This is a genomic window from Planktothrix paucivesiculata PCC 9631 (genome assembly GCF_900009265.2).
Lineage (GTDB): Bacteria > Cyanobacteriota > Cyanobacteriia > Cyanobacteriales > Microcoleaceae > Planktothrix > Planktothrix paucivesiculata.
Genome location: NZ_LR735009.1, coordinates 240,325 through 259,821 on the forward strand (window position 1 = coordinate 240,325; position 19,497 = coordinate 259,821).

Sequence of the window (19,497 nt, forward strand, 5' to 3'; positions counted from 1 at the left end):
CCCCTGCTCCCCCTGCGGTCACTGAGCCTGTCGAAGTGCCCCTGCTCCCTATTCCTCTTCCTCTTGTTTTCCTAAATAAACCTCAATCACCCGAGGATCATTTTGAACTTCATCCATATCCCCTTGACATAATACCGAACCTTGATGTAAAACCGTCACTGTTCTGGCAATTTGTCGAACAAATTCCATATCATGTTCAATCACAATAATTGAGTGACTTTCTGCTAAAGCTAACAGTAAATTCCCTACATTTTCCGTTTCTTCATCCGTGAGTCCGGCTACGGGTTCATCTACTAATAATAAATCGGGAGATTGGGCTACTAACATCCCAATTTCTAACCGTTGTTTTTCCCCGTGGGAGAGTAACGCCGCCGGAAAATCTGCTTTAGCAATTAACCCAATTGTATCTAATAGTCCCGCAACGTTTCTAATTTCTGCCCCGGTTGTCCGTTGAAATAGGGTCGGAAAAACATTTTTATTGCGGTTACAAGCCAAATCTAAATTATCTCTAACGGTTAAATTTAGATAAATTCTAGGGGTTTGAAATTTCCGCCCAACTCCAAAACAAGCAATTTGATATTCGGGCATTTTGGTTAAATTACGCCCTTTAAAAAATACCTGTCCGCTTGTGGGTTGAACTTTGCCCGTAATTACATCTAAAAAAGTAGTTTTTCCCGCTCCGTTAGGGCCAATAATTACTCGCAATTCCCCCACATCCATACTAAATGTTAAGTGATTGAGGGCTTTAAATCCATCAAAACTGACGGTGACATCATTAATTTCTAAAATTTTAGCACTCATGGTTTTAATCTTTGGTTATTTTCTGTTCAAGTTCTTCTTTTTCTAACTTAATTTCTGGGTCTTCTTCTAAACGGGGATAGGTCGCCACGGGTTTAGGAGATCCGAATAAAGCCCGAACTTGATCAAAACTAAAGTTTCTGACCCATCCCACAATTCCATCGGGTAATACTGTTACGACAATTAAGAATAATGCCCCTTGAAAAAATAGCCAAACTTCGGGGAATTGTTCACTTAATACGGTTCTTCCTAAGCGGACTAATAGGGTTCCTAAAATAGCCCCAATTAAACTTCCTCGCCCTCCCACAGCCACCCAAATCACCATTTCAATGGAAAAGGCAACATCCATGGCATTCGGAGTAATAATTCCGGTTTGGACGGTATATAATGCGCCCGCAATTCCGGCAAATGCTCCAGAAATTGAAAAGACTAAAACCTTAAACCAAGTGGGATTATAACCGGAGAATCTCAACCGAAATTCATCATCTCGAATCGCTATTAATAAATTACCAAACCGTCCACTGGTTAGCCAACGACAGACTAAATAGGTAGCAATTAAAAACAGAATTGTGATTTCATAAAATGCTAACTGAACCGGGGCAGATCCGACAACAAATCCGAAGATTTTATCGGTTTCGGTTTTTAACCCGTTAGTTCCATTAATCAGTTGTTGTTGTCCATTAAAAAAGTTAAAGAAAACGATTAATGCCGCTTGGGTAATAATTGAAAAATATACCCCTTTAATTCGGTTTCTAAAGACTAAATAGCCTAATAATCCGGCAACAATCCCCGGAATAATAATTACTGCAAATAGAGTGAAAGGGAAGGAATAAAAGGGTTTCCATAACCAGGGTAAATCATTGACTCCATAGAGGGTAAAAAAATCGGGGATTTCTCCAGGGGGAAGTTGCAATTTTAGGTACATGGCTAGGGCATAACCTCCTAATGCAAAAAAGATCCCATGTCCTAAACTCAATAATCCCGTATATCCCCAAATTAAATCAATTCCTAAGGCGGCGATCGCTAAGGCGAGAAATCGACCCAATAATTGTAACCGAAAAGTAGGTAAGATTAAGGGCATAATTATGGCAAAAAACAAGCCAAGTGCCATAATTATTGACCCTTCAATCAGCTTTTTTTTGTGTTTCTGCTTCTGGGTTTGAGGTAGAATAATATCATTATTCATAGTTCGGCTGTTCTCCCTTTTTGTGGAAAGATTCCTGATGGTTTAACTTGTAAAAAGGCAATAATTAATACGAAAACTAATACTTTTGCCATACTGGTTGTGGCAAAAAAGTTGAAAAAGTCAACAAAGAAAGGCGCGGCGTTCATGTTGGTTAATAATAACGCCAGAGTTCCTGAACCAATTAAATAACTGGTAACACCGATGGCAAAGGACGCAATCACAGTTCCGAGGAGATTTCCTACTCCTCCCACCACTACCACCATGAAGGTATCCACAATATAGTTTTGTCCGGTATTCGGGCCGACTGAACCTAATAATGTAATCGCACATCCGGCAATTCCGGCGAGTCCTGAACCGATGGCAAAGGTTAGAGCATCAACGGTGTCGGTGGGAATCCCTAAACAGGCACTCATGGTACGATTTTGGGTGACAGAACGAATCCTTAATCCCCAATTAGATTTGTTGAAAAACCAATAAATTCCGATTAAACAAAAAATCGTTAAAACAATAATAAAAACCCGGGCATAGGGAATCTGAAATGTTCCTAATTCTAAGCCTCCTCGCAACCAAGGCGGGGCACTAACATCGACATTTCTGGCACTAAACCAAGGTTTTGATAGGGCTTTTTGACTTTGCCCAATAATTAATCCAATTGTCAGACCTATTCCTGATGATAATAGGAATAAAACCGAAACTGCCCACCGTTGCATATTATCCCAATTGGGACGTCGCCGCAGTACCCATAATCCCCCAAAAAATAGTAAACAAAAAATCACAATTCCGATCACAAAGGTGGTACTCACACTGCGAACCAATTGTTGCAAAATTAAACTCACACCCCAAGTTGCTAATAAGGTTTCTAAGGGTCTTCCATACAAAAACCGAATCACCCCTCTTTCTAAGGCTAATCCCGCCAGGGCTGTGACGATAAAAGCAATGGGAATAGCGAAAAAAATGTAGGTACTAAATAGAGGTTCTCCTAATGGTCTGAAGATATTTTGAACCACAAAGGTTGTATAGGCTCCTAACATAATCAGTTCCCCATGGGCGAGGTTAATCACACCCATTAGTCCAAAGACAATCGCCAGTCCTAATGCTGCCATTAACAGCACTGAACCAATGCTAATTCCATTGAAGATAGCAATTAATAAATCTTGCATTTTTAAGAAAAAACTCTAAATTAGGTCAGAAAACTGAAAGTTCCTTGATCTTTTCTAAGGGTAGAACCCCCTAAATGCCCATTAAAAAGGGGGAGTTTGACTTCTTTAATTTCCTCTTTTAATAAGGAAGACTTTAACTTCAATTTCCCCCCTTTTTAATGGGGCTAGGGGGGATCTAATTTGGGGATTAAAGTTGATTAATTAGGTTGTTTCCATTTTGTATTTTTCCCCCTTATTAGGATCTGTCCAGTCACAACCAAAACCTTTTGTAGCGGGTACAAATTGGTTCCAGGGAACGGGATCAACCGGGCCTTCTGTTGCCCAAACAATATTAAATAATCCATCATCCCGCACCTGTCCCATACGCACAGTTTTAGAAATATGGTGGTTGGGGAACATCGTCACTTTGCCACCAGGAGCATCGAAACTTTGACCAATGGCTGCTAATCTGACTTTTTCTAAATCATCAGCAGTTCCGGCTTTTTCTACGGCTTGTTTCCACAAATACACCATCAAATAAGCGGCTTCCATTGGGTCATTTGTCACGCGGTCTGGCCCATATTCGGCTCTAAATGCTTCCACCCATTTCTTATTAGTGGGAGTGTCAACGGTTTGGAAATAATTCCAAGCGGCATAGTGACCCAGTAGGAAATCTTTACCAATTTGTCGGACTTCTTCTTCGGCGATACTGACCGACATCACGGGATATTTTTCCGGGGTCATTCCCGCCCCTTGTAACTGTTTGAAGAAAGCCACATTACTATCTCCATTCAAACTATTAAAAATCACACCGCCATCGGGTAAGGCTTGTTTGATTTTAGTAATAATTGGAGTAACTTCGGTATTGCCTAAAGGTAAGTAATCTTCCCCCACGGTTGTGCCACCAATGGCGGCTAATTGTTCTTTAATAATGTTATTGGCTGTGCGGGGAAAAACATAGTCGGAGCCTACTAAGAAAAACTCCTTGCCTTTGTTATCAAATAACCATTGTACGGCGGGTTCAATTTGTTGGTTCGGGGCGGCTCCTGTATAAAAAATGTTTTTAGAACATTCTTGACCTTCGTATTGAACCGGATACCATAACATATGGTTTCTGGATTCAAATACATCTTTTACAGCTTTCCGACTTGCCGATGTCCAGCAACCAAAAACCGTGACAACTTTATCTTGGTCGATCAGTTTTTGAGCTTTTTCGGCAAAAGTTGGCCAGTCAGAAGCACCATCTTCAACGACGGCTTCAATTTGTTTACCAAGTACGCCACCATTGGCGTTAATTTCTTTAATGGCTAACTTTTCTGCCTCAACAACCGTGGTTTCACTAATCGCCATTGTTCCACTCAAGGAGTGAAGAATTCCCACCTTAATAGTATCGCCACTAGGGGTTGGGGTTGGGGTAGTGGTAGTGGTAGTGGTAGTAGTATTATTGGCGGCAGGGTTGGCACACCCTTTGAGAAGAAAAGTGCTGCCAAAGGCCGCCGAACCATAAACTAAGAATTTGCGTCTACTGAAATTTTTTTTCACGATGAGTATTTAGGGATTTTACTTAAAAATTTGCTCGCAGAATAGGCTATTTTTTTGACCATATCTATAACCATAAATCGGTTAAATTGAAACATCGAGCAGTAGGTAAAAATGCTTGAAAATTAACAATTGACTGCGATTCGATGAATATATGAGTATGGGCAATTTCCTATTCAGGCTTTGTATATTAGAGGAATTTGGCATGGCAAATTGTAATCTAATATACAAAATATTCAGAGTTAAGCTGATACAGAAAATTTCCCACTTGTCAATAGTAATAAGAAACCCGCTAAAACAATTGTCGGACAAAACCCTTGAAATACTTTAAACATAAATTTGATTACTCAAAAAATCATGAATCTAGTCAATATACCATGCTTGTATTGAATTTTTTTTGAGATATATATGCTTAAAAAACATATAGCTATAATCATCAAACATACCAATTTTTTTAGGGTGTTCATGAAATTACGTCATCTTAAATATTTTGTTGCTGTTTAGGATCACTTATTTTAAGAGATTCAAGGCCACGGGCAATCGGCAATGGTAATTTATCCCCATGGGGCGACCATCCTAAAAAGGTGGCGTGGTGAGGAATCCCCATCCGTTTACGGCGAGGAGGATGTCAAATTACACGGTTCTTGATACAAAGGAACCGTAAATGTTACCGTTGATCCTAATCCTTCTCCGAGGCTATAAAACTTAACCGTTCCTCCCATGGTTTGGACTAATTTTTGGGAAATGACTAATCCTAAACCCGTTCCCCCATATTGACGAGTATAGCCCCCATCCACTTGAGAAAAAGCCTTAAAGAGTCGATCTTGTTTTTCAATGGGAACCCCAATTCCGGTATCAGCTACTCGAAATTCTACTACCCCCGGAAACTCTTGATTTTGAAAAACAAAGGTTTGTTTGAGGATACCTAAACTAATATTAATTCCCCCTTCATGGGTGAATTTAATCGCATTTCCCACTAAATTCAACATCACCTGAAGTAACCGTTGATAATTTCCATAGACAATGACTTCATCCTCATAAACTGCTTTTTGGATGGTAAAAGTCAATCCTTTTTCTTGAATTTGGGCCCGGGTAAAATGTTCAACTTCATCTAAAAGTTCGTTCACCTTAATTAAAGCCAAGTCAATATCCATTCTCCCGGCTTCAATTTTAGCAATATCTAAAACATCATTAATTAAATTTAATAGGTGTAAAGCGGCGCGATGGGCTTCTTGAATAAATTCTTGTTCTTCTTCGGGATCATCCACCATCCCATCTAAAACCAACTTTAAAAACCCAATAATTCCATTTAAAGGAGTCCGTAATTCATGGGACGTATTCGCCAGAAATTCACTTTTTAATCGAGAAAGAGCCACTGCTTCCATGCGGGCTTCTTCTAGTTCTTGATAGAGGGTGGCATGGGCGATCGCAGTTCCGACATGGGTGGCTAATTCTCGGATAAATTCTACTTCCGCCGACGTCCATTGTCGAAATCGATCGCACTGTTGCAAACTAATAATTCCATTGGGCTGATCTTGATAGGAGGTGGCCACCACTAAAATAGAATAGCGTTTATAGGGATCTTTCTCCGGGGAAGTTCGTTCGACCACCACCGGTTCTAGGGTTGCTAAAGCCTGCGTCCATCCCAACTCATTAGCAATGGCCAAATCAAAACCCAACATCATGGGAAATTCTGATCGGCGATATTCTGCCACTACCTGGGTTTGTTGTAAATTCCAATTATCCCCTTTTTCAAATCGATAGGGGCAGATAATACAACGACTCACCCCCAAAACCTGGCCTAAACTATTAACTGTTTGTTGCCAAATTTGCTTTAAATCTAAAGTGCGACGAATTTTTTGGGCAATTTGACTTAATAAAGTTTGATAAATATGGGAACTGGGAGAGATCGTCCGACACATGGTACCGGCAATTTGGATCAGCATTTTCTGCGGGATCTCCAAATTGGAAGGAAGGGAACGATAGGCAACAATCTCCGACTTACTCAAGTCTAAATTTTCTTCAGGTTGTTCCAGAACACAACCCATGACCAATAACCTATCAGGTTTTCCATTAGAGACTAGAATTGGAGTCATGGTCAATTCTAATGGAATATATTGATCTTCATAGGCAAATGAATAAATAAATCTCTCGGGAATTAAACTGGTTAGAACCCGGGTCACTCGGTCTTGATAGGGAGAAAAAATAACCGGTTTAAAGTAGTCCCTAATTGATGATCCGACAATCGTATCTACAGGTAAAGAATAGCGATCATTTAGTTGCCAATAAAAGGATAAATACTGACCAGCGGCATTTTGAATAAAAACCAGATCAGCACCCAAGTTTTGCCAAATCTGATCAGCCGAAGTCGAACCTGCAAACTGAGAATTCTCGTCTAAGTTCATTCGGATTAGGGACTACGTAGTGAACAGCAAATAGTTAATTAACTATTCACTTTTTTACTGATAACTGATAACTGATTTAATCGTTCCATTCGCCTCGGGGCGGAACCGGAGGATTTCTTTGCAGTGTCAAGGCTAATTCATCCTCGGGACGCTCTCCTCTAAGCCATTGGCGCAGGGCAGTTTCAATCACCTTGCTGGGGTCATTAGTAAGATGTTTAATCTGATTGAGTAACTCAGAATCGATGTGAATTGAAACTTCCACTTTCTGAGTTGTATTCGCTGAAGAAAATGTATTCTTTTCCATAACAAGTTAGATCCTAATCCATAAAAATTTCCAACCCGAAGGAATAGCTACTACAGCATATTCCCAAACACTTATCGCTCAAAAATTCCAAGAATAACTTTTAAGCCCCTTGCTACCAAGGCCGACACAGGCTTACGCAGCCAGTGGTGCTGTCTTCATTCTACTCTCCTCCCGAGAAAAATTGTTGACTTCCTGGGGTTAACTCGGGTAAGAACCCCAGGAACCCCTAGGGTTTGGTATAGGCTGAAGCCGGTTTAAACGCCGTTGCGGGCTTTCCACTTAAGGCTTGTGACATAAAATCACGCCAGATGGGAGCCACCGTTGTTCCTCCAGTTGATCCATAACTCAGGGGAGTATAATTGTCATTTCCGACCCAAACCGCCGTGGCCAAATCGGGAGTATATCCCGCAAACCAGATATCCCGTTCTGAAGACGTGGTTCCGGTTTTTCCGGCCGCCGGACGTCCAATTTGGGCGCGAGTCGCCGTTCCCCGACTAATTACTCCTTGTAATACACTATTGAGGGATGCCACAGCCCATTGATCCAAGACTAATCGAGGTTTGGGGGTATTATCCAGTAAAATATTACCCTGACTATCGGTTACTTGCACAATAAAGGTGGGGTCAGAGTGCCAACCATCATTGGCAAAGGTTGCATAAGCCCCGGCCATTTCCATCGGGGTTAAATCCACCGAGCCCAGAGGTAAGGAAATCACAGGTTCAATCGGACTCTTAATCCCCAGGACTCGACACACCTCAATCACCTGATTCAGTCCCACTTCCTGACCGAGTTTAACCGCCGGAATATTCAAGGAATTTTCTAAAGCCGAGCGCACACTCACCGCCCCGGAGAAACCGCCCCCGTAGTTTTGGGGAGAATAGTAGCCATAGCCATCGGGATAACTGACCGGACTATCATAAACCGTCGAATCTGGGCCATATTTGCCACTGGCAAAGGCGGCATAGTAAACAAAGGGTTTAAACGCCGATCCGGGCTGGCGACGGGCTTGAATCGCTCGGTTATACTGACTGGTTTTATAATCGGCTCCCCCCACCATGGCCTTCACAAAATGGGTGCGGGGATCAATAGCAACTAAAGCAATTTGGCCATTTTCTAAACTGTTATAAATGCCTTGATAGTAAAGGTTTTCATGCCATTCACTAACGGTTTTCTCAGCCATCCGTTGAAAATTCATATCAATGGTGGTTTGAATCCGCATTCCGCCCTTGAGCACCGCCTCCCGACCAAAACGCTCCGAAAGCTCCTGTACAACGGCTTCCGTCACATAGGGAAGACGGCTAGTGCTAAAGGAGGTAATTTTACCCACCAGTAAGTTTTGTTTCTTGGCTTCGGCTTCTTCTTGGGGGGTAATCCACTGAAGTTCCCGCATCCGCTTCAAAACCGTTAACTGTCTTTGTTTGGCTTTTTTGTAATTCGCAAAGGGACTATAATCCTCCGGTGCAGGAATCAGGCCCGCCATTAACGCCGATTCCGCCAAAGTCAAATCCTTCGCCGATTTATTGAAGTAACTGCGGGATGCGGTTTCTACCCCATAGAGGTTATGACCCCAATAGACCTGATTCAGATACAGTTCTAAAATTTCGTCTTTTGATAAAATCTGTTCTAAACGAATCGCCATCACCGCTTCTGCGGCTTTACGGCTCATGGTACGATTCGGGGATAAAAATAGGTTTTTCACCAACTGCATAGTCAGGGTAGAACCCCCTTCCACCGTGGAACCCCGCTCTAAGTTAGCAACAAATGCCCGCACAATCCCCGTCGGGTTAATGCCTTTGTGGTCAAAAAAGTTGCTATCTTCAATCGCGAGCACAGCCCGTTTTAGATGGGGAGATATCTCGTTGAGGGATACAACTTCACGGTTGGCTTCATCATGGAGGCTGGCCAGAGGAACCCCCTTGATATCATAGATATGGGTGGTTTCCGTGGGCACATAGTTCTGTAATACCCGCACATCAGGAAGGTTACGGAAACTGACCGCCAAACCGACTAACCCTCCAGCCACGACTGAACTGGTTAACATGGTAACGCCGAGTAAGGTTCCGGCCGTTACTTTGCTGACCGACTGCACAAAGTCAAACAACGTTGAGGGGTTGTTGACCCTAACATCGCGTGGGATTGCATTAGTTGATGACACGTTTAATTTACTCCCTCAATGAACACAGGGCTACACAACATCTAGGGCTTGTAGACAGAAATATAACTTTTTTTAGCTTCTGGTGATAGCATATAACATTGACATTGTGCAGGTGAAGTACCTACATAATAAATCAAAAAAATTTCCTATCCGGGATCAAGGTTAACGGATTTTACCCTAAATTGGCAAAAGAATTTTAAGATCATGGCTATTAGTCCCTCGTCTGTACCAATGGAATTGGCGGCGTCTCTACAAAATTTTCCCACCCTTCGCCGAGGGATTACTGAGATTTTCCCTGAAATGATCAATTCTCACAACCCCGATGAAAATTTAGGTCAACGATTATTAACCACAAACCGACCCCTGAGAGTTAAATTTGGGATTGACCCCACGGCGTCCGATATTCATTTGGGACATAGTATCCCGATTCGCAAGTTACGGGCTTTTCAAGATGCGGGTCATATCGCCGTATTAATTATTGGGGATTTTACCGCTAGAATTGGCGACCCTACAGGAAAATCAGAAGTTCGGCGTCAATTAACCTCTGAAGATGTCCAGAAAAATGCTCAAACTTATTTAGACCAACTGCGTCCGATTTTGGATTTTGATACCCCCGGACGGTTGGAAATTCACTACAATTCGGAGTGGTTATCAAAATTAGATTTACCGAAAATATTAGAATTATTGGCAACCATGACCGTCGGACAAATGTTAGCCAAAGAGGGTTTTTCCCTGCGGTTTGAACAGGAAAATCCGATCTATTTGCATGAATTTCTTTATCCGTTAATGCAGGGTTATGATTCCGTGGCGGTGGGGGCGGATATTGAAATCGGGGGGACGGATCAAAAGTTTAATTTAGCGGTGGGACGGGATCTACAACGGCATTTTGGACAAAAACCTCAATTTGGGCTATTAATGCCAATTTTAATTGGGACGGATGGGGTACAAAAAATGTCGAAATCCCTAGGAAATTATGTGGCGTTATCGGAAGATCCCTTAGCGATGTATTCCAAATTGGAGAAGGTTCAAGATAATCTATTAAACCAATATTTTGAACTATTAACTAATCTTCCCTTGGATGAATTACCGGAGAATCCTAGGGAAAAACAAAAGTTATTGGGGTTAGAAATTGCCTCTCAATTCCATGGAAAAGCAGCGGCGTTAGAGGCTCAAAAAGCGTCTTTAACCTTAGTTCAAGGGGATGCTAAAACCGCAGAAGCTGTCCCAGAGTTTTCCTTAGCTGAGATTCAATTTCCGGCGAAGTTATTTTATATTCTCAGTGCGAGTAAGTTATGTAAAGGCAGCAGTGAAGCGCGGCGCGAAATTCAAGGAGGGGCGGTTAAATTAGATGGCGATCGCATTTCTGAAGTTGATATAATCTTTAATTCTATTGATGAATTAAAGGGTAAAGTTCTGCAAGTTGGCAAGAAGAAATTTATCCGTTTAATTAATTAGTTCCTCGTTCCAATGCTCTGCATGGGAATGCTGATTTTGAGGCTCTGCCTCTAATTTTATTATAATAGGAGGCGGAGCCTCCTTTTGGCATTTCTAGGTTGAACCTAGAAACGAGGGCGACGAGGGGGAACGAGTCTAAAAGGGATTTAAAATTTGTTCGACAGTTAATTTTAATTCAGGAAAAGTTATAGAATTTATAGGATCTTTTTCTCTTATTTCTATAACTTCATATAAACCTGAAATTAAGGTTAAAATTGAAATTTTTAATGCTTGGGGGTCAATAATCCAATATTCAGGAATTCCTAATGCTGCATATTCTGAACGTTTATAACGGTAGTCATCATCGGGGTTATTCGGACTAACAATTTCAACGACTAATAAAGGCGAATCTTCTAATACGGCGGAGGATAATGTCCTCAGAAGTTGACGTTGAGTTTCCGTCATTACTAATACATCAGGAATGCGTGATTTTCTGATTCCTGTTCTAACTCCCACAGTTCCTGGTTGCACAACCCAATCTAACTGTAATCGTTGAGTTTCTGCTTTTAAGATATCATAGATTAAACGTAAAATTTCAGCGTGTAAACCACTAGCCGGGGGCATCTGAATTAATTCTCCATTAAATAGTTCAGACTTGAGATCGGTATCATCTTTATAATTGAGATAGTCTTCAAAGCTATAGGTTTTAGTAACGGTTTGCACCATCATGAATTCTTAGCCTCTAATTTACTGAATCCTGATATTATAAACTATATATTTTATTGGGATTTTAGCGATCGCTTTTTCCCTCGTAGTGAGTCCTTCACGACTCAGCCCTAAAGGGCTTACTACGGTTTCATCTCGTAGTGAGTCCTTCACGACTCTCATACGGTTTCTTAGCCCTAAAGGGCTTACTACTGTTTATAATTGAAAATGAGCTTAGACAAAATTATTGTTCCCTTGGATGTTTCCACAAAAGAAGATGCGATCGCCTTGGTGGAAAAATTGCCTCAAGTTACATTCTGGAAAGTGGGTTTAGAATTATTTGTGGGTTGTGGCCCAGAAATTTTAACTTTCCTCAAGTCCCAAGAAAAACGCATTTTTCTGGATTTAAAATTCCATGATATTCCTAATACGGTTGCTGGCGCTTGTCGGTCTGCTTCTCGATATGGTGTGGATTTAATTACCCTCCATGCAACGGCCGGAAAAACAGCGCTGAAAGCCGCACAAATTGCCGCCGAAGCGGGTGCAAAGGAGGCGGGTTATCCCGTGCCCAAATTAATCGCTATTACCCTATTAACCAGTTTAAATTCTAGGGATTTAGCCTTTGATTTAAAAGTGCCTTTAGAATTACCAGAATATGCCTTACAAATGGCTTTATTAGCTCAAGAAAGCGGGTTAGCGGGGGCTGTTTGTTCTCCCCAAGAAGTCGCCCAACTGCGTCAAACCTGTGGGGATGATTTTCTATTAGTTTGTCCGGGGGTACGTCCGGTTTGGGCAGAAAAAGGCGATCAACAACGGACTTTTACCCCGGTTGAAGCACTGAAAGCCGGGGCAAATTATCTAGTTATTGGACGCCCGATCACCGCCGCCGATGACCCGGTTAAGGCCCTAGAACGTATTATTGAGGAAATCAGTAATTAGTAATCACTGATTATAGTCCCAAATCAACGGCGACCCGATGGGCACAGGCGAAGCCGGAGAAGGCGACAGCGTTTAATCCTTGGCCTGGGAAAGTGCTATCACCGACACAATATAACCCCCGGATGGATGTGCGGTTAAAGGGCATTCCCAGGAGTCCTTTTAATTTATGGGCGGGGATGGGGCCATAAGTTCCATCCTGTCTGTTTAAAAAGCGACGATGCGATCGCGCGGTTCCCACTTCCATATAGTCTAAACCCGCATCTAACCCGGGGAATAGTATTTCTAAACGATCAATAATTCTGCCCGCCGCCTGTTCTTTTTTGGCTTCATATTCTGATTCGGGTAATTTTTCCCACTCATCAATCCAACTAGGAGTAAAGGCATGAATAATATGATAGCCTTCTGGAGCTAAACTCGGATCTAATAAAGTGGGAATGGAGACAAAAATTGTGCCTTCGGGTTCCTGCATTTTATCCCAATTTTCCACAATAATATGGTGACAATCGGTTTCTGGCGGTAAGACGGAGGCTTCTACTCCTAAATGTAAACTCAAGAAACTGGGGGATTTTTCATAGCGTTCTCGCCATTTTTTTTCCGCCCTAGGCATAGATTCCGGGGGGATTAATTTACCAAAGGTATCCCAACGGGTGGCATTAGAAACTATTCTTTTCGCTCGATAAACTTTACCATCAATCAGTTCTACTCCAACGGCTATTCCATTTTCTAATACAACTTGTTTAGCTCTGGCTTTATATTGAATTTGTCCGCCGAATTTTTCTAATCCCTCGACTAATTTAATCGCAATTTGACCGACGCCTCCTTTGGGATAGTTAATTCCTCCATAATGGCGATCGGAAAATACCATTCCGGCGTTGATCATCGGAGTTAAATCGGCGGGAACCACCGACCAGCAGTAACATTCAATATCAATAAACTTTAAAACTTCAGGATCAGTAATATAACGTTTGGCAATATCTCCAACATTTTGGGGTAAATATCGGACTAACCCTAAACAAGAACCGGGTTCTTGGAAAAATACCCGCATTAAATAACGGGGTTCTTCCAAAGATAGCAACTCCATGGAATTCAGACAGTTAAAAACGTTCCAACATTCATCATAAAATTTACGAATCCCTTTTTTTTCCTGGGGGAAGCGGGTTATCAGTTCTTGCAAAAATTTCTCATAATCTCGATGTACCCGTAATTTGAGATCATTGGGTAGGTGATAATGAATTTGAACCGGATCGGGAATGGTTTCTATGGTCATGTCTACGGCTTCCAGGGCCCGGGTGAGCAGGTTAGTTGTTCCCTTGTCCCCAAAGCCAAAAATCATGGATGCACCGACATCAAATCGATATCCGTCCCGTTCAAAATATCCCGAACTGCCGCCCGGGATGATATAGCTTTCTAGGACAAGAACTCTAGCACCCTTGGCCGCCAATTGGGTCGCCGTCACCAGTCCCCCAATACCAGAACCAATGACAATCACATCAAATTCCTGATCGGAGTCAGAACCAGATCGAGCAAAAGACTGGGATAGGTTAGAAACAGGCATGACTGTCAACTCTCTTAAGCATTTCCTGACTGTACAGTGTAGCGTCTTACGCCCAAATCAGAGAGTTCAATTTTCACCCTTTTAACGAAAAAGCCTTGAATGTTGACTATTAGCTATTACCGACCAGCGACGCCTCCCCTCTTTCCCCTCTTTCCTCTACCTCCCCTGCCTCCCCTGCTCCCCCTGCCCCCCTGCCCCCTGTTCCCTATAAACAAGAAATCCGGGGTCAGCCTACCATTGCCGACTGCCCCGTTTGCCGATCCTTTTGAGAGGAGAACACTGAAAATTAATATAACTTTGTTGATAATTATTGTCAATACCTTGAGAAAATTTTTTTGCCTTCAGTGGGATAGGGGACTGGCGGGGGATAGTTTTGTGGCTCTGGATTCGGTGTACAATCAGTGATTAATATAGTTAGTTTTAAGTCGGGAGTGTAGTCCCAGATAAATTTGTAGCCAGTATGAAACACACCCTATCTGTTTTAGTGGAAGATGAAGCCGGAGTCCTGACGCGCATTGCGGGTTTATTTGCCCGTCGGGGGTTCAATATTGAGAGTTTAGCCGTTGGCCCGGCGGAACAATCGGGGATTTCTCGAATTACAATGGTGGTTCCTGGGGATGACCATATTATTGAACAGTTGACTAAACAACTCTACAAACTGATCAATGTTCTGAAAGTCCAGGATATTACCGAAGTTCCCTGTGTGGAACGGGAGTTAATGCTATTGAAAGTTAATTACAATAGTAGTGCCACTCGTTCTGAGATTATTGAGTTAGCGCAGATTTTCCGGGCGCGGGTTGTGGATATTGGGGATGATTCCCTAACTATTGAGGTGGTGGGCGACCCGGGAAAAATGGTGGCTATTGTCCAGGTTTTAAGTCGGTTTGGGATTCGGGAAATTGCTCGGACGGGCAAAATTGTCTTAGTGCGGGAGTCGGGGGTCAATACAGAATTCCTGAAAAGTCAAGCTCCGGTGGAAGCTCGATTTTAGCTGAAACAGCAGAAGCTTAAACCAAGTAGGGGCGAATGGCCATTCGCCCCTCGGATTTGATTAACAAATTGGGGTTGAGCGTCCTATTGTATTGGGTTTTAGGGGATTGTAATGTTTTGTAAATTTTTTTTATTTGTTGTCGCACGAAGCTAGAGAACCCAATTCCATCAGAATAGGAGCTTTTTTGAGATTTTTATGGATTTGGGGGTTGACTCGTTAGGTAAATTCGGTTATAGTCTTGAATACCGAGAAATTTACAGGTTCGGGCAGTTGAAAACAACCTATTTTCGTTTTTATACCAGCCATACATCCGTAGTCTCGCGCAAACGCACTTTGAAAACTAAATAGGGTAAGGTTTCCAGAAGGGTAGGGTTAGTTTCTATCTTTTCCCCGCAAGGGGACGGAAACCGAGGAAGATAGCAGTTAGACAACGCAATGGTTTTGTTGTCATAGTCAGGTTAGTTTCTACCTTTTCCCCGCAAGGGGACGGAAACATATTGTAGGGGCGAACGGCCGTTCGCCCCTACACCGCTCCGCTACACATCCCCAAAATCAGGGGTTTTTGGCTTTTTCCAAAAAAAGTTGATTTTTAAGTCATTTTTACAAAAAATTGTTAGAATAGAGAAAGGTGAGCGATCGCGCAGTGTCGAAACTCATCAGAAACCATCATGAATCCAGAAGATTGTTTAGCCGTTTATCAGGCACTTGTAGAGATGCTAAACTCTATAAAATTGGGGTGGGTAACCGAACAAGTTGCCGACGTTATTAGTGCCGGAAAAACTACCGAAGAATTGGTATCAGGACGGAAATCTCCTGATTTAAAGTTAAATTATTATACACCTCAAGAACAACTATTCCTTTTAATTAATGCCATTGAGAAATCCGTCATTAATACCGGAGAAATCGAAACGGAAATCATGGATATTTTCGGCCATGAAACCCAAAATAGTGATTTAAAACCGGAATTGAGATTTACCTCCTCGGTGGATGGAAAAGGTAAATTGTTTAAATATAGTATGGAATCTGTTAATAGTCGCCAACAACACAGCCAAGAATTAAAAAAATTGCTAGAACAATTACGTCAGGAGATGGAAACCCATGTCGATTAATACCGCTTTATTAGATAATATCAATCAACAGTTAAAACAAACTTTAAATCCCGATCTGCAAACCGCTAGAGATCTTGAGGATTGGTTTAAATTCTACATTTTCAATATTATTATCAAAGCGGCTCGGAATGAAGGAGCCTTAGTTTATTATAAAGATGTTTTGAAAAGAAATCCAGAAACCTTAGTGTTTCGCAGACGGGCAGGACAAATTTATGATCTGACCCAACCCTATACCCATGCTGTGATTGAATTTGAACAAAAACCTCCTTTAGAAATTCATTTGGGAGTTAAAATTCATGGGCGTTTAAGGGTTTTATATGATTGTGATGTTTGTGTTGTTTATAAAATGGAAGCCGAGAGTTGTCGGACGAATAAAAGAGAACCCCGGGCATCTCGGATTTTTATGGCGATAAACTGTCACCATTACGCCTCGGAATTGCGGTTAGAATTTGCCCAAACTTTTCTGGCTTTTTCTTCAGAATTAAGGGTAGCAGGGGATTGTTATTTTGTGTCTAATAGTTCTTCCCCGGCTGTTGGTAAACTTTTGGCCAGTCGCAAACGAAAATGGGAATATGATATTGTGCCGAGTGAAACGAATAATGTTAATCGGTTAATGTATGAATTTCAGACAAAATTTAAGGACTTCAAAGCCAGAAGTTAGCCAAATGTCCCCGAATCTGCAACAATATTAGAATCCCTGCTCGGATATAGATGGGGGATGTGTTTTTTTTAGTAAAGTGAAAAACAGTTAGGATATGAAAGTTTATCGTTCAATTTTGGCCTGTGTCTTAGCCCTAGTCACAACGTTTGTGGTCGGTTGCAGTTCTCCAAAAGCGGCTATTCCCACCACCTACACGGAAATTCAAATTCAACAGATCCAAAAACATAACTCTGATATTTTGGCCCTGCGCGATCGCTTTACCACCGAACTTCCCCGGTATATTAGCGCTCGGAATTGGGTACAAGTGGATGCCTTTGTACATGGGCCATTGGGTTCATTGTTGCAAGAAATGAATTATATTACTAAAAATTTGTTGCCCGATGTTCAGCCGAAAGCGACTAAATTGTCGAGAGAAGTGTTTGAACATTTAGTTACGGTTTCTAAAGCGGCAGAAGCTCGTGATCCCATTCAAGCGGCATCAGGATATCAAGAAGCGCTGAAAGATTTAGATTCATTCTTGAGTTTAGTTCCTAACGCTTAATCAAACTCAATATTTTGTTGCGCCGTTGCGCCGTTGCGCCGTTGTTGCGCTTTAGCGCACTCTTTTATTTCCGTTGTTGCGCTTTAGCGCGCTCTTTCTTTTATTTCCGTTGTTGCGCTTGGGCGCTCTTTTATTTCTCAGGGCTTAAGCCTAATAACGGATAGGAAGAAGGGCTAAAGCCCAACAACGGGTAAGAAGGGCTAAAGCCCAACAACGTTTAAGAAGGGCCAAAGCCCAACAACGGGTAAGAGGGGCTAAAGCCCAACAACGTTTTTTTAAGATTTTTTATGAATTCTATTGTTATTATTGGTTGCGGTGTAGTCGGGGCAACAATTGCCTATGAACTCGCCCAAAATCCAGATTTAAACATTACTGTTATTGATCAAAATCCTCCGGCTCAAGGCTCAACGGGCGCGGCTTTGGGGGTTTTGATGGGAATTATTAGCCAAAAAACTAAAGGCAGGGCGTGGCGACTGCGGGAGTTTAGTATGCAGCGTTATGAAACCTTAATTCCCGAATTGGAAGCAATTACGGGTAAAATTATTCCTTTTAATCGGCAGGGAATTTTATTATTATCCTATGGGGAAGATGAATTAGAAAAATGGCAAAATTTAATCAATTTACGCCAAAGTCAAGGATTAGAATTGCAATGGTTAGATCAGGCTCAAGTTAAGGTTAAATATCCCCAGATTAATATTGAAAAAGTATTAGGTGCGGTCTATTCTCCCCAGGATCGACAGGTTGATCCAACGGTCTTAACTTTGGCGTTAGTCGAGGCGGCTAAAAGTCGGGGAGTAACTTTTCAATTCGGTGTTAAGGTGGAATCTTTAGAAACTGTAAAAACACCAAATAATCAGCAAGTTTGTCAACAGATAAAAACCACTACAGGAGAGTTAAATAGTGATTGGGTTGTGGTGGCTGCGGGGTTAGGAACAACGCCGTTAATTTCTGCAATTCCTAGGGAAAATGAGCCAGAAAAATTAATTAATATTCGTCCAGTTTTAGGACAGGCTTTGCAAGTTCGTTGTCGGGAAACCTTGGGAAATTTGGGATTTGAACCTGTAATTACGGGGAATGATATTCATATTGTACCGTTAGGAAATGCAGAATATTGGATTGGGGCAACGGTGGAATTTCCCGAACACGGAGATGAGATTTTAGCTAATTCTGAACTACTAGATTTAATATTAAAAGGTGCGATCGCAATCTGTCCAGCTTTGGAAAACGCCACAATTATTAAGCAATGGTCTGGGTTACGTCCCCGCCCTGACGGGATTCCAGCCCCTGTGATTGGGAATTTACCCGGGTTTGAGAATATTCTATTAGCCACTGGACATTATCGCAATGGTGTGTTATTAGCCCCCGCAACGGCCGATCAAATTCGTGGGATGATCAGGGTTGAGGGTTGAAAAAAGCTGGGATCTAAAATAAATCAGCCCGCAGCAGGGTGACACAATTTCCATAAATCCCTCAAATTTGCCTAAGTATAAATACTCGATCTTGTTTTTTCAGAAAAAGCTGTAGCTTACATTACAAAATTTTAAGATTTTTTACCTATGCCATCTATTTTGAATGAAAGGAGCTATATAATAGAGGGGTAAGCACAAAAAATTATCTAAAAAAGTCCATGCTAAACACAAATTTACGCAAAAACTCCATTAAACTCTCCGATGTCCACCGGGCCAATATCCAAAAAAGACTGGAACACCGCTTGGAAGTTGCTAGAGCCAATGGAGACGAGAATTTGGTTCGTGTTCTGGAAGCTGAAATGCGCCAGTTCTAAGAATTGTCCCTTCCTTGATCAGATATTTGTATTCAGCTAGGCAGTGGTAAAACCCATTTGCGTTAACCTTAGTCCTAGAAGAATTTATGATTAAAAATTACCAAAGCCTGGTTATGTAAAATCACCAGGCTTTTTGGTGGTTTATCTATAGGAATAGGTAATGGGTAATAGGTAATGGGTAATGGGTAATGGGTAATGGGTAATGGGTAATGGGTAATGGGTAATGGGTAATTACGAATTACGAATTACGAAT

At 41.8% G+C, this 19,497-nt stretch carries 17 protein-coding genes; 8 read left to right on the forward strand and 9 right to left on the reverse strand.

Translation table 11 applies throughout. The features are described from left to right. Window positions 1-48: 48 nt before the first annotated feature. The 7 genes from urtD to PL9631_RS09415 all read right to left on the reverse strand — a co-directional run bounded on the left by urtD (window position 49) and on the right by PL9631_RS09415 (window position 9,526). Window positions 49-801 carry an urea ABC transporter ATP-binding protein UrtD gene (gene urtD / locus PL9631_RS09385; protein WP_083619347.1) on the reverse strand — a complete coding sequence of 251 codons (753 nt, stop codon included), beginning with the start codon at window positions 799-801 and terminating at the stop codon, window positions 49-51. Window positions 802-805: 4 nt separating this feature from the next. After that, window positions 806-1,984: an urea ABC transporter permease subunit UrtC gene (gene urtC / locus PL9631_RS09390; protein ID WP_083619350.1), complete on the reverse strand. Its 1,179-nt coding sequence runs from the start codon at window positions 1,982-1,984 to the stop codon at window positions 806-808. Continuing rightward, window positions 1,981-3,144, reverse strand: a complete 1,164-nt coding sequence (locus tag PL9631_RS09395) for an ABC transporter permease (RefSeq protein ID WP_083619353.1) — start codon at window positions 3,142-3,144, stop codon at window positions 1,981-1,983. Before PL9631_RS09395 ends, urtC begins: the two co-directional genes overlap by 4 nt. A 201-nt stretch (window positions 3,145-3,345) precedes the next feature. After that, window positions 3,346-4,668 carry an urea ABC transporter substrate-binding protein gene (urtA, locus tag PL9631_RS09400; protein ID WP_083619356.1) on the reverse strand — a complete coding sequence of 441 codons (1,323 nt, stop codon included), beginning with the start codon at window positions 4,666-4,668 and terminating at the stop codon, window positions 3,346-3,348. A 605-nt stretch (window positions 4,669-5,273) separates the two neighbouring features. Beyond that, window positions 5,274-7,067, reverse strand: coding sequence for an ATP-binding protein (locus PL9631_RS09405; RefSeq protein WP_083619358.1), 1,794 nt, complete (start codon window positions 7,065-7,067; stop codon window positions 5,274-5,276). Between the two features lie 76 nt (window positions 7,068-7,143). Beyond that, entirely contained in the window at window positions 7,144-7,371 is a 228-nt protein-coding gene (locus tag PL9631_RS09410; RefSeq protein ID WP_083619361.1) for a type II toxin-antitoxin system CcdA family antitoxin, read from the reverse strand. 226 nt (window positions 7,372-7,597) lie between these two features. After that, complete coding sequence (locus PL9631_RS09415; RefSeq protein WP_083619364.1) at window positions 7,598-9,526, reverse strand: transglycosylase domain-containing protein; 1,929 nt, start codon at window positions 9,524-9,526, stop codon at window positions 7,598-7,600. A 204-nt stretch (window positions 9,527-9,730) separates the two neighbouring features. Here PL9631_RS09415 and tyrS point away from each other — a divergent pair, with 204 nt between their 5' ends. Next, entirely contained in the window at window positions 9,731-10,981 is a 1,251-nt protein-coding gene (gene tyrS / locus PL9631_RS09420) for a tyrosine--tRNA ligase (RefSeq protein ID WP_083619367.1), read from the forward strand. Window positions 10,982-11,116: 135 nt separating this feature from the next. Here tyrS and PL9631_RS09425 read toward each other — a convergent pair whose 3' ends face one another. Continuing rightward, window positions 11,117-11,689, reverse strand: coding sequence for a Uma2 family endonuclease (locus PL9631_RS09425; protein WP_231516684.1), 573 nt, complete (start codon window positions 11,687-11,689; stop codon window positions 11,117-11,119). 204 nt (window positions 11,690-11,893) lie between these two features. Here PL9631_RS09425 and pyrF point away from each other — a divergent pair, with 204 nt between their 5' ends. After that, window positions 11,894-12,604 (forward strand): orotidine-5'-phosphate decarboxylase, encoded by a 711-nt coding sequence (gene pyrF, locus PL9631_RS09430; protein ID WP_083619370.1) that lies wholly within the window; start codon window positions 11,894-11,896, stop codon window positions 12,602-12,604. Between the two features lie 10 nt (window positions 12,605-12,614). Here pyrF and crtH read toward each other — a convergent pair whose 3' ends face one another. Beyond that, window positions 12,615-14,159 (reverse strand): carotenoid isomerase, encoded by a 1,545-nt coding sequence (gene crtH, locus PL9631_RS09435; protein ID WP_083619373.1) that lies wholly within the window; start codon window positions 14,157-14,159, stop codon window positions 12,615-12,617. 460 nt (window positions 14,160-14,619) lie between these two features. Between crtH and ilvN the strand changes: the two genes are divergently transcribed. The 6 genes from ilvN (at window position 14,620) to pirA (ending at window position 19,244) form a co-directional block, all read left to right on the forward strand. Further along, complete coding sequence (gene ilvN, locus PL9631_RS09440; RefSeq protein WP_083619376.1) at window positions 14,620-15,150, forward strand: acetolactate synthase small subunit; 531 nt, start codon at window positions 14,620-14,622, stop codon at window positions 15,148-15,150. A gap of 668 nt (window positions 15,151-15,818) precedes the next feature. After that, complete coding sequence (locus PL9631_RS26700; RefSeq protein WP_231516685.1) at window positions 15,819-16,259, forward strand: hypothetical protein; 441 nt, start codon at window positions 15,819-15,821, stop codon at window positions 16,257-16,259. Beyond that, window positions 16,249-16,920, forward strand: a complete 672-nt coding sequence (locus PL9631_RS26705; protein WP_231516686.1) for a hypothetical protein — start codon at window positions 16,249-16,251, stop codon at window positions 16,918-16,920. The genes PL9631_RS26700 and PL9631_RS26705 overlap by 11 nt, the downstream gene beginning before the upstream one ends. Window positions 16,921-17,014: 94 nt before the next feature. Further along, a complete protein-coding gene (psbQ, locus tag PL9631_RS09450) occupies window positions 17,015-17,461 on the forward strand; it encodes a photosystem II protein PsbQ (protein WP_083619379.1) in 447 nt (148 codons plus the stop codon). 287 nt (window positions 17,462-17,748) lie between these two features. After that, complete coding sequence (locus PL9631_RS09455; protein WP_083619383.1) at window positions 17,749-18,870, forward strand: NAD(P)/FAD-dependent oxidoreductase; 1,122 nt, start codon at window positions 17,749-17,751, stop codon at window positions 18,868-18,870. Window positions 18,871-19,088: 218 nt separating this feature from the next. Next, window positions 19,089-19,244, forward strand: coding sequence for an arginine synthesis PII-interacting regulator PirA (gene pirA, locus PL9631_RS26080; RefSeq protein ID WP_197046309.1), 156 nt, complete (start codon window positions 19,089-19,091; stop codon window positions 19,242-19,244). Window positions 19,245-19,497 lie beyond the last annotated feature (253 nt).

Bases quoted from the DNA above. Each gene is read 5' to 3' on its own strand.
- urtD (WP_083619347.1), bottom strand. From the start codon at position 801: ATGAGTGCTAAAATTTTAGAAATTAATGATGTCACCGTCAGTTTTGAT.
- urtC (WP_083619350.1), bottom strand. From the start codon at position 1,984: ATGAATAATGATATTATTCTACCTCAAACCCAGAAGCAGAAACACAAA.
- PL9631_RS09395 (WP_083619353.1), bottom strand. From the start codon at position 3,144: ATGCAAGATTTATTAATTGCTATCTTCAATGGAATTAGCATTGGTTCA.
- PL9631_RS09405 (WP_083619358.1), bottom strand. From the start codon at position 7,067: ATGAACTTAGACGAGAATTCTCAGTTTGCAGGTTCGACTTCGGCTGAT.
- PL9631_RS09410 (WP_083619361.1), bottom strand. From the start codon at position 7,371: ATGGAAAAGAATACATTTTCTTCAGCGAATACAACTCAGAAAGTGGAA.
- tyrS (WP_083619367.1), top strand. From the start codon at position 9,731: ATGGCTATTAGTCCCTCGTCTGTACCAATGGAATTGGCGGCGTCTCTA.
- PL9631_RS09425 (WP_231516684.1), bottom strand. From the start codon at position 11,689: ATGATGGTGCAAACCGTTACTAAAACCTATAGCTTTGAAGACTATCTC.
- pyrF (WP_083619370.1), top strand. From the start codon at position 11,894: ATGAGCTTAGACAAAATTATTGTTCCCTTGGATGTTTCCACAAAAGAA.
- crtH (WP_083619373.1), bottom strand. From the start codon at position 14,159: ATGCCTGTTTCTAACCTATCCCAGTCTTTTGCTCGATCTGGTTCTGAC.
- ilvN (WP_083619376.1), top strand. From the start codon at position 14,620: ATGAAACACACCCTATCTGTTTTAGTGGAAGATGAAGCCGGAGTCCTG.
- PL9631_RS26700 (WP_231516685.1), top strand. From the start codon at position 15,819: ATGAATCCAGAAGATTGTTTAGCCGTTTATCAGGCACTTGTAGAGATG.
- PL9631_RS26705 (WP_231516686.1), top strand. From the start codon at position 16,249: ATGTCGATTAATACCGCTTTATTAGATAATATCAATCAACAGTTAAAA.
- psbQ (WP_083619379.1), top strand. From the start codon at position 17,015: ATGAAAGTTTATCGTTCAATTTTGGCCTGTGTCTTAGCCCTAGTCACA.
- PL9631_RS09455 (WP_083619383.1), top strand. From the start codon at position 17,749: ATGAATTCTATTGTTATTATTGGTTGCGGTGTAGTCGGGGCAACAATT.
- pirA (WP_197046309.1), top strand. From the start codon at position 19,089: ATGCTAAACACAAATTTACGCAAAAACTCCATTAAACTCTCCGATGTC.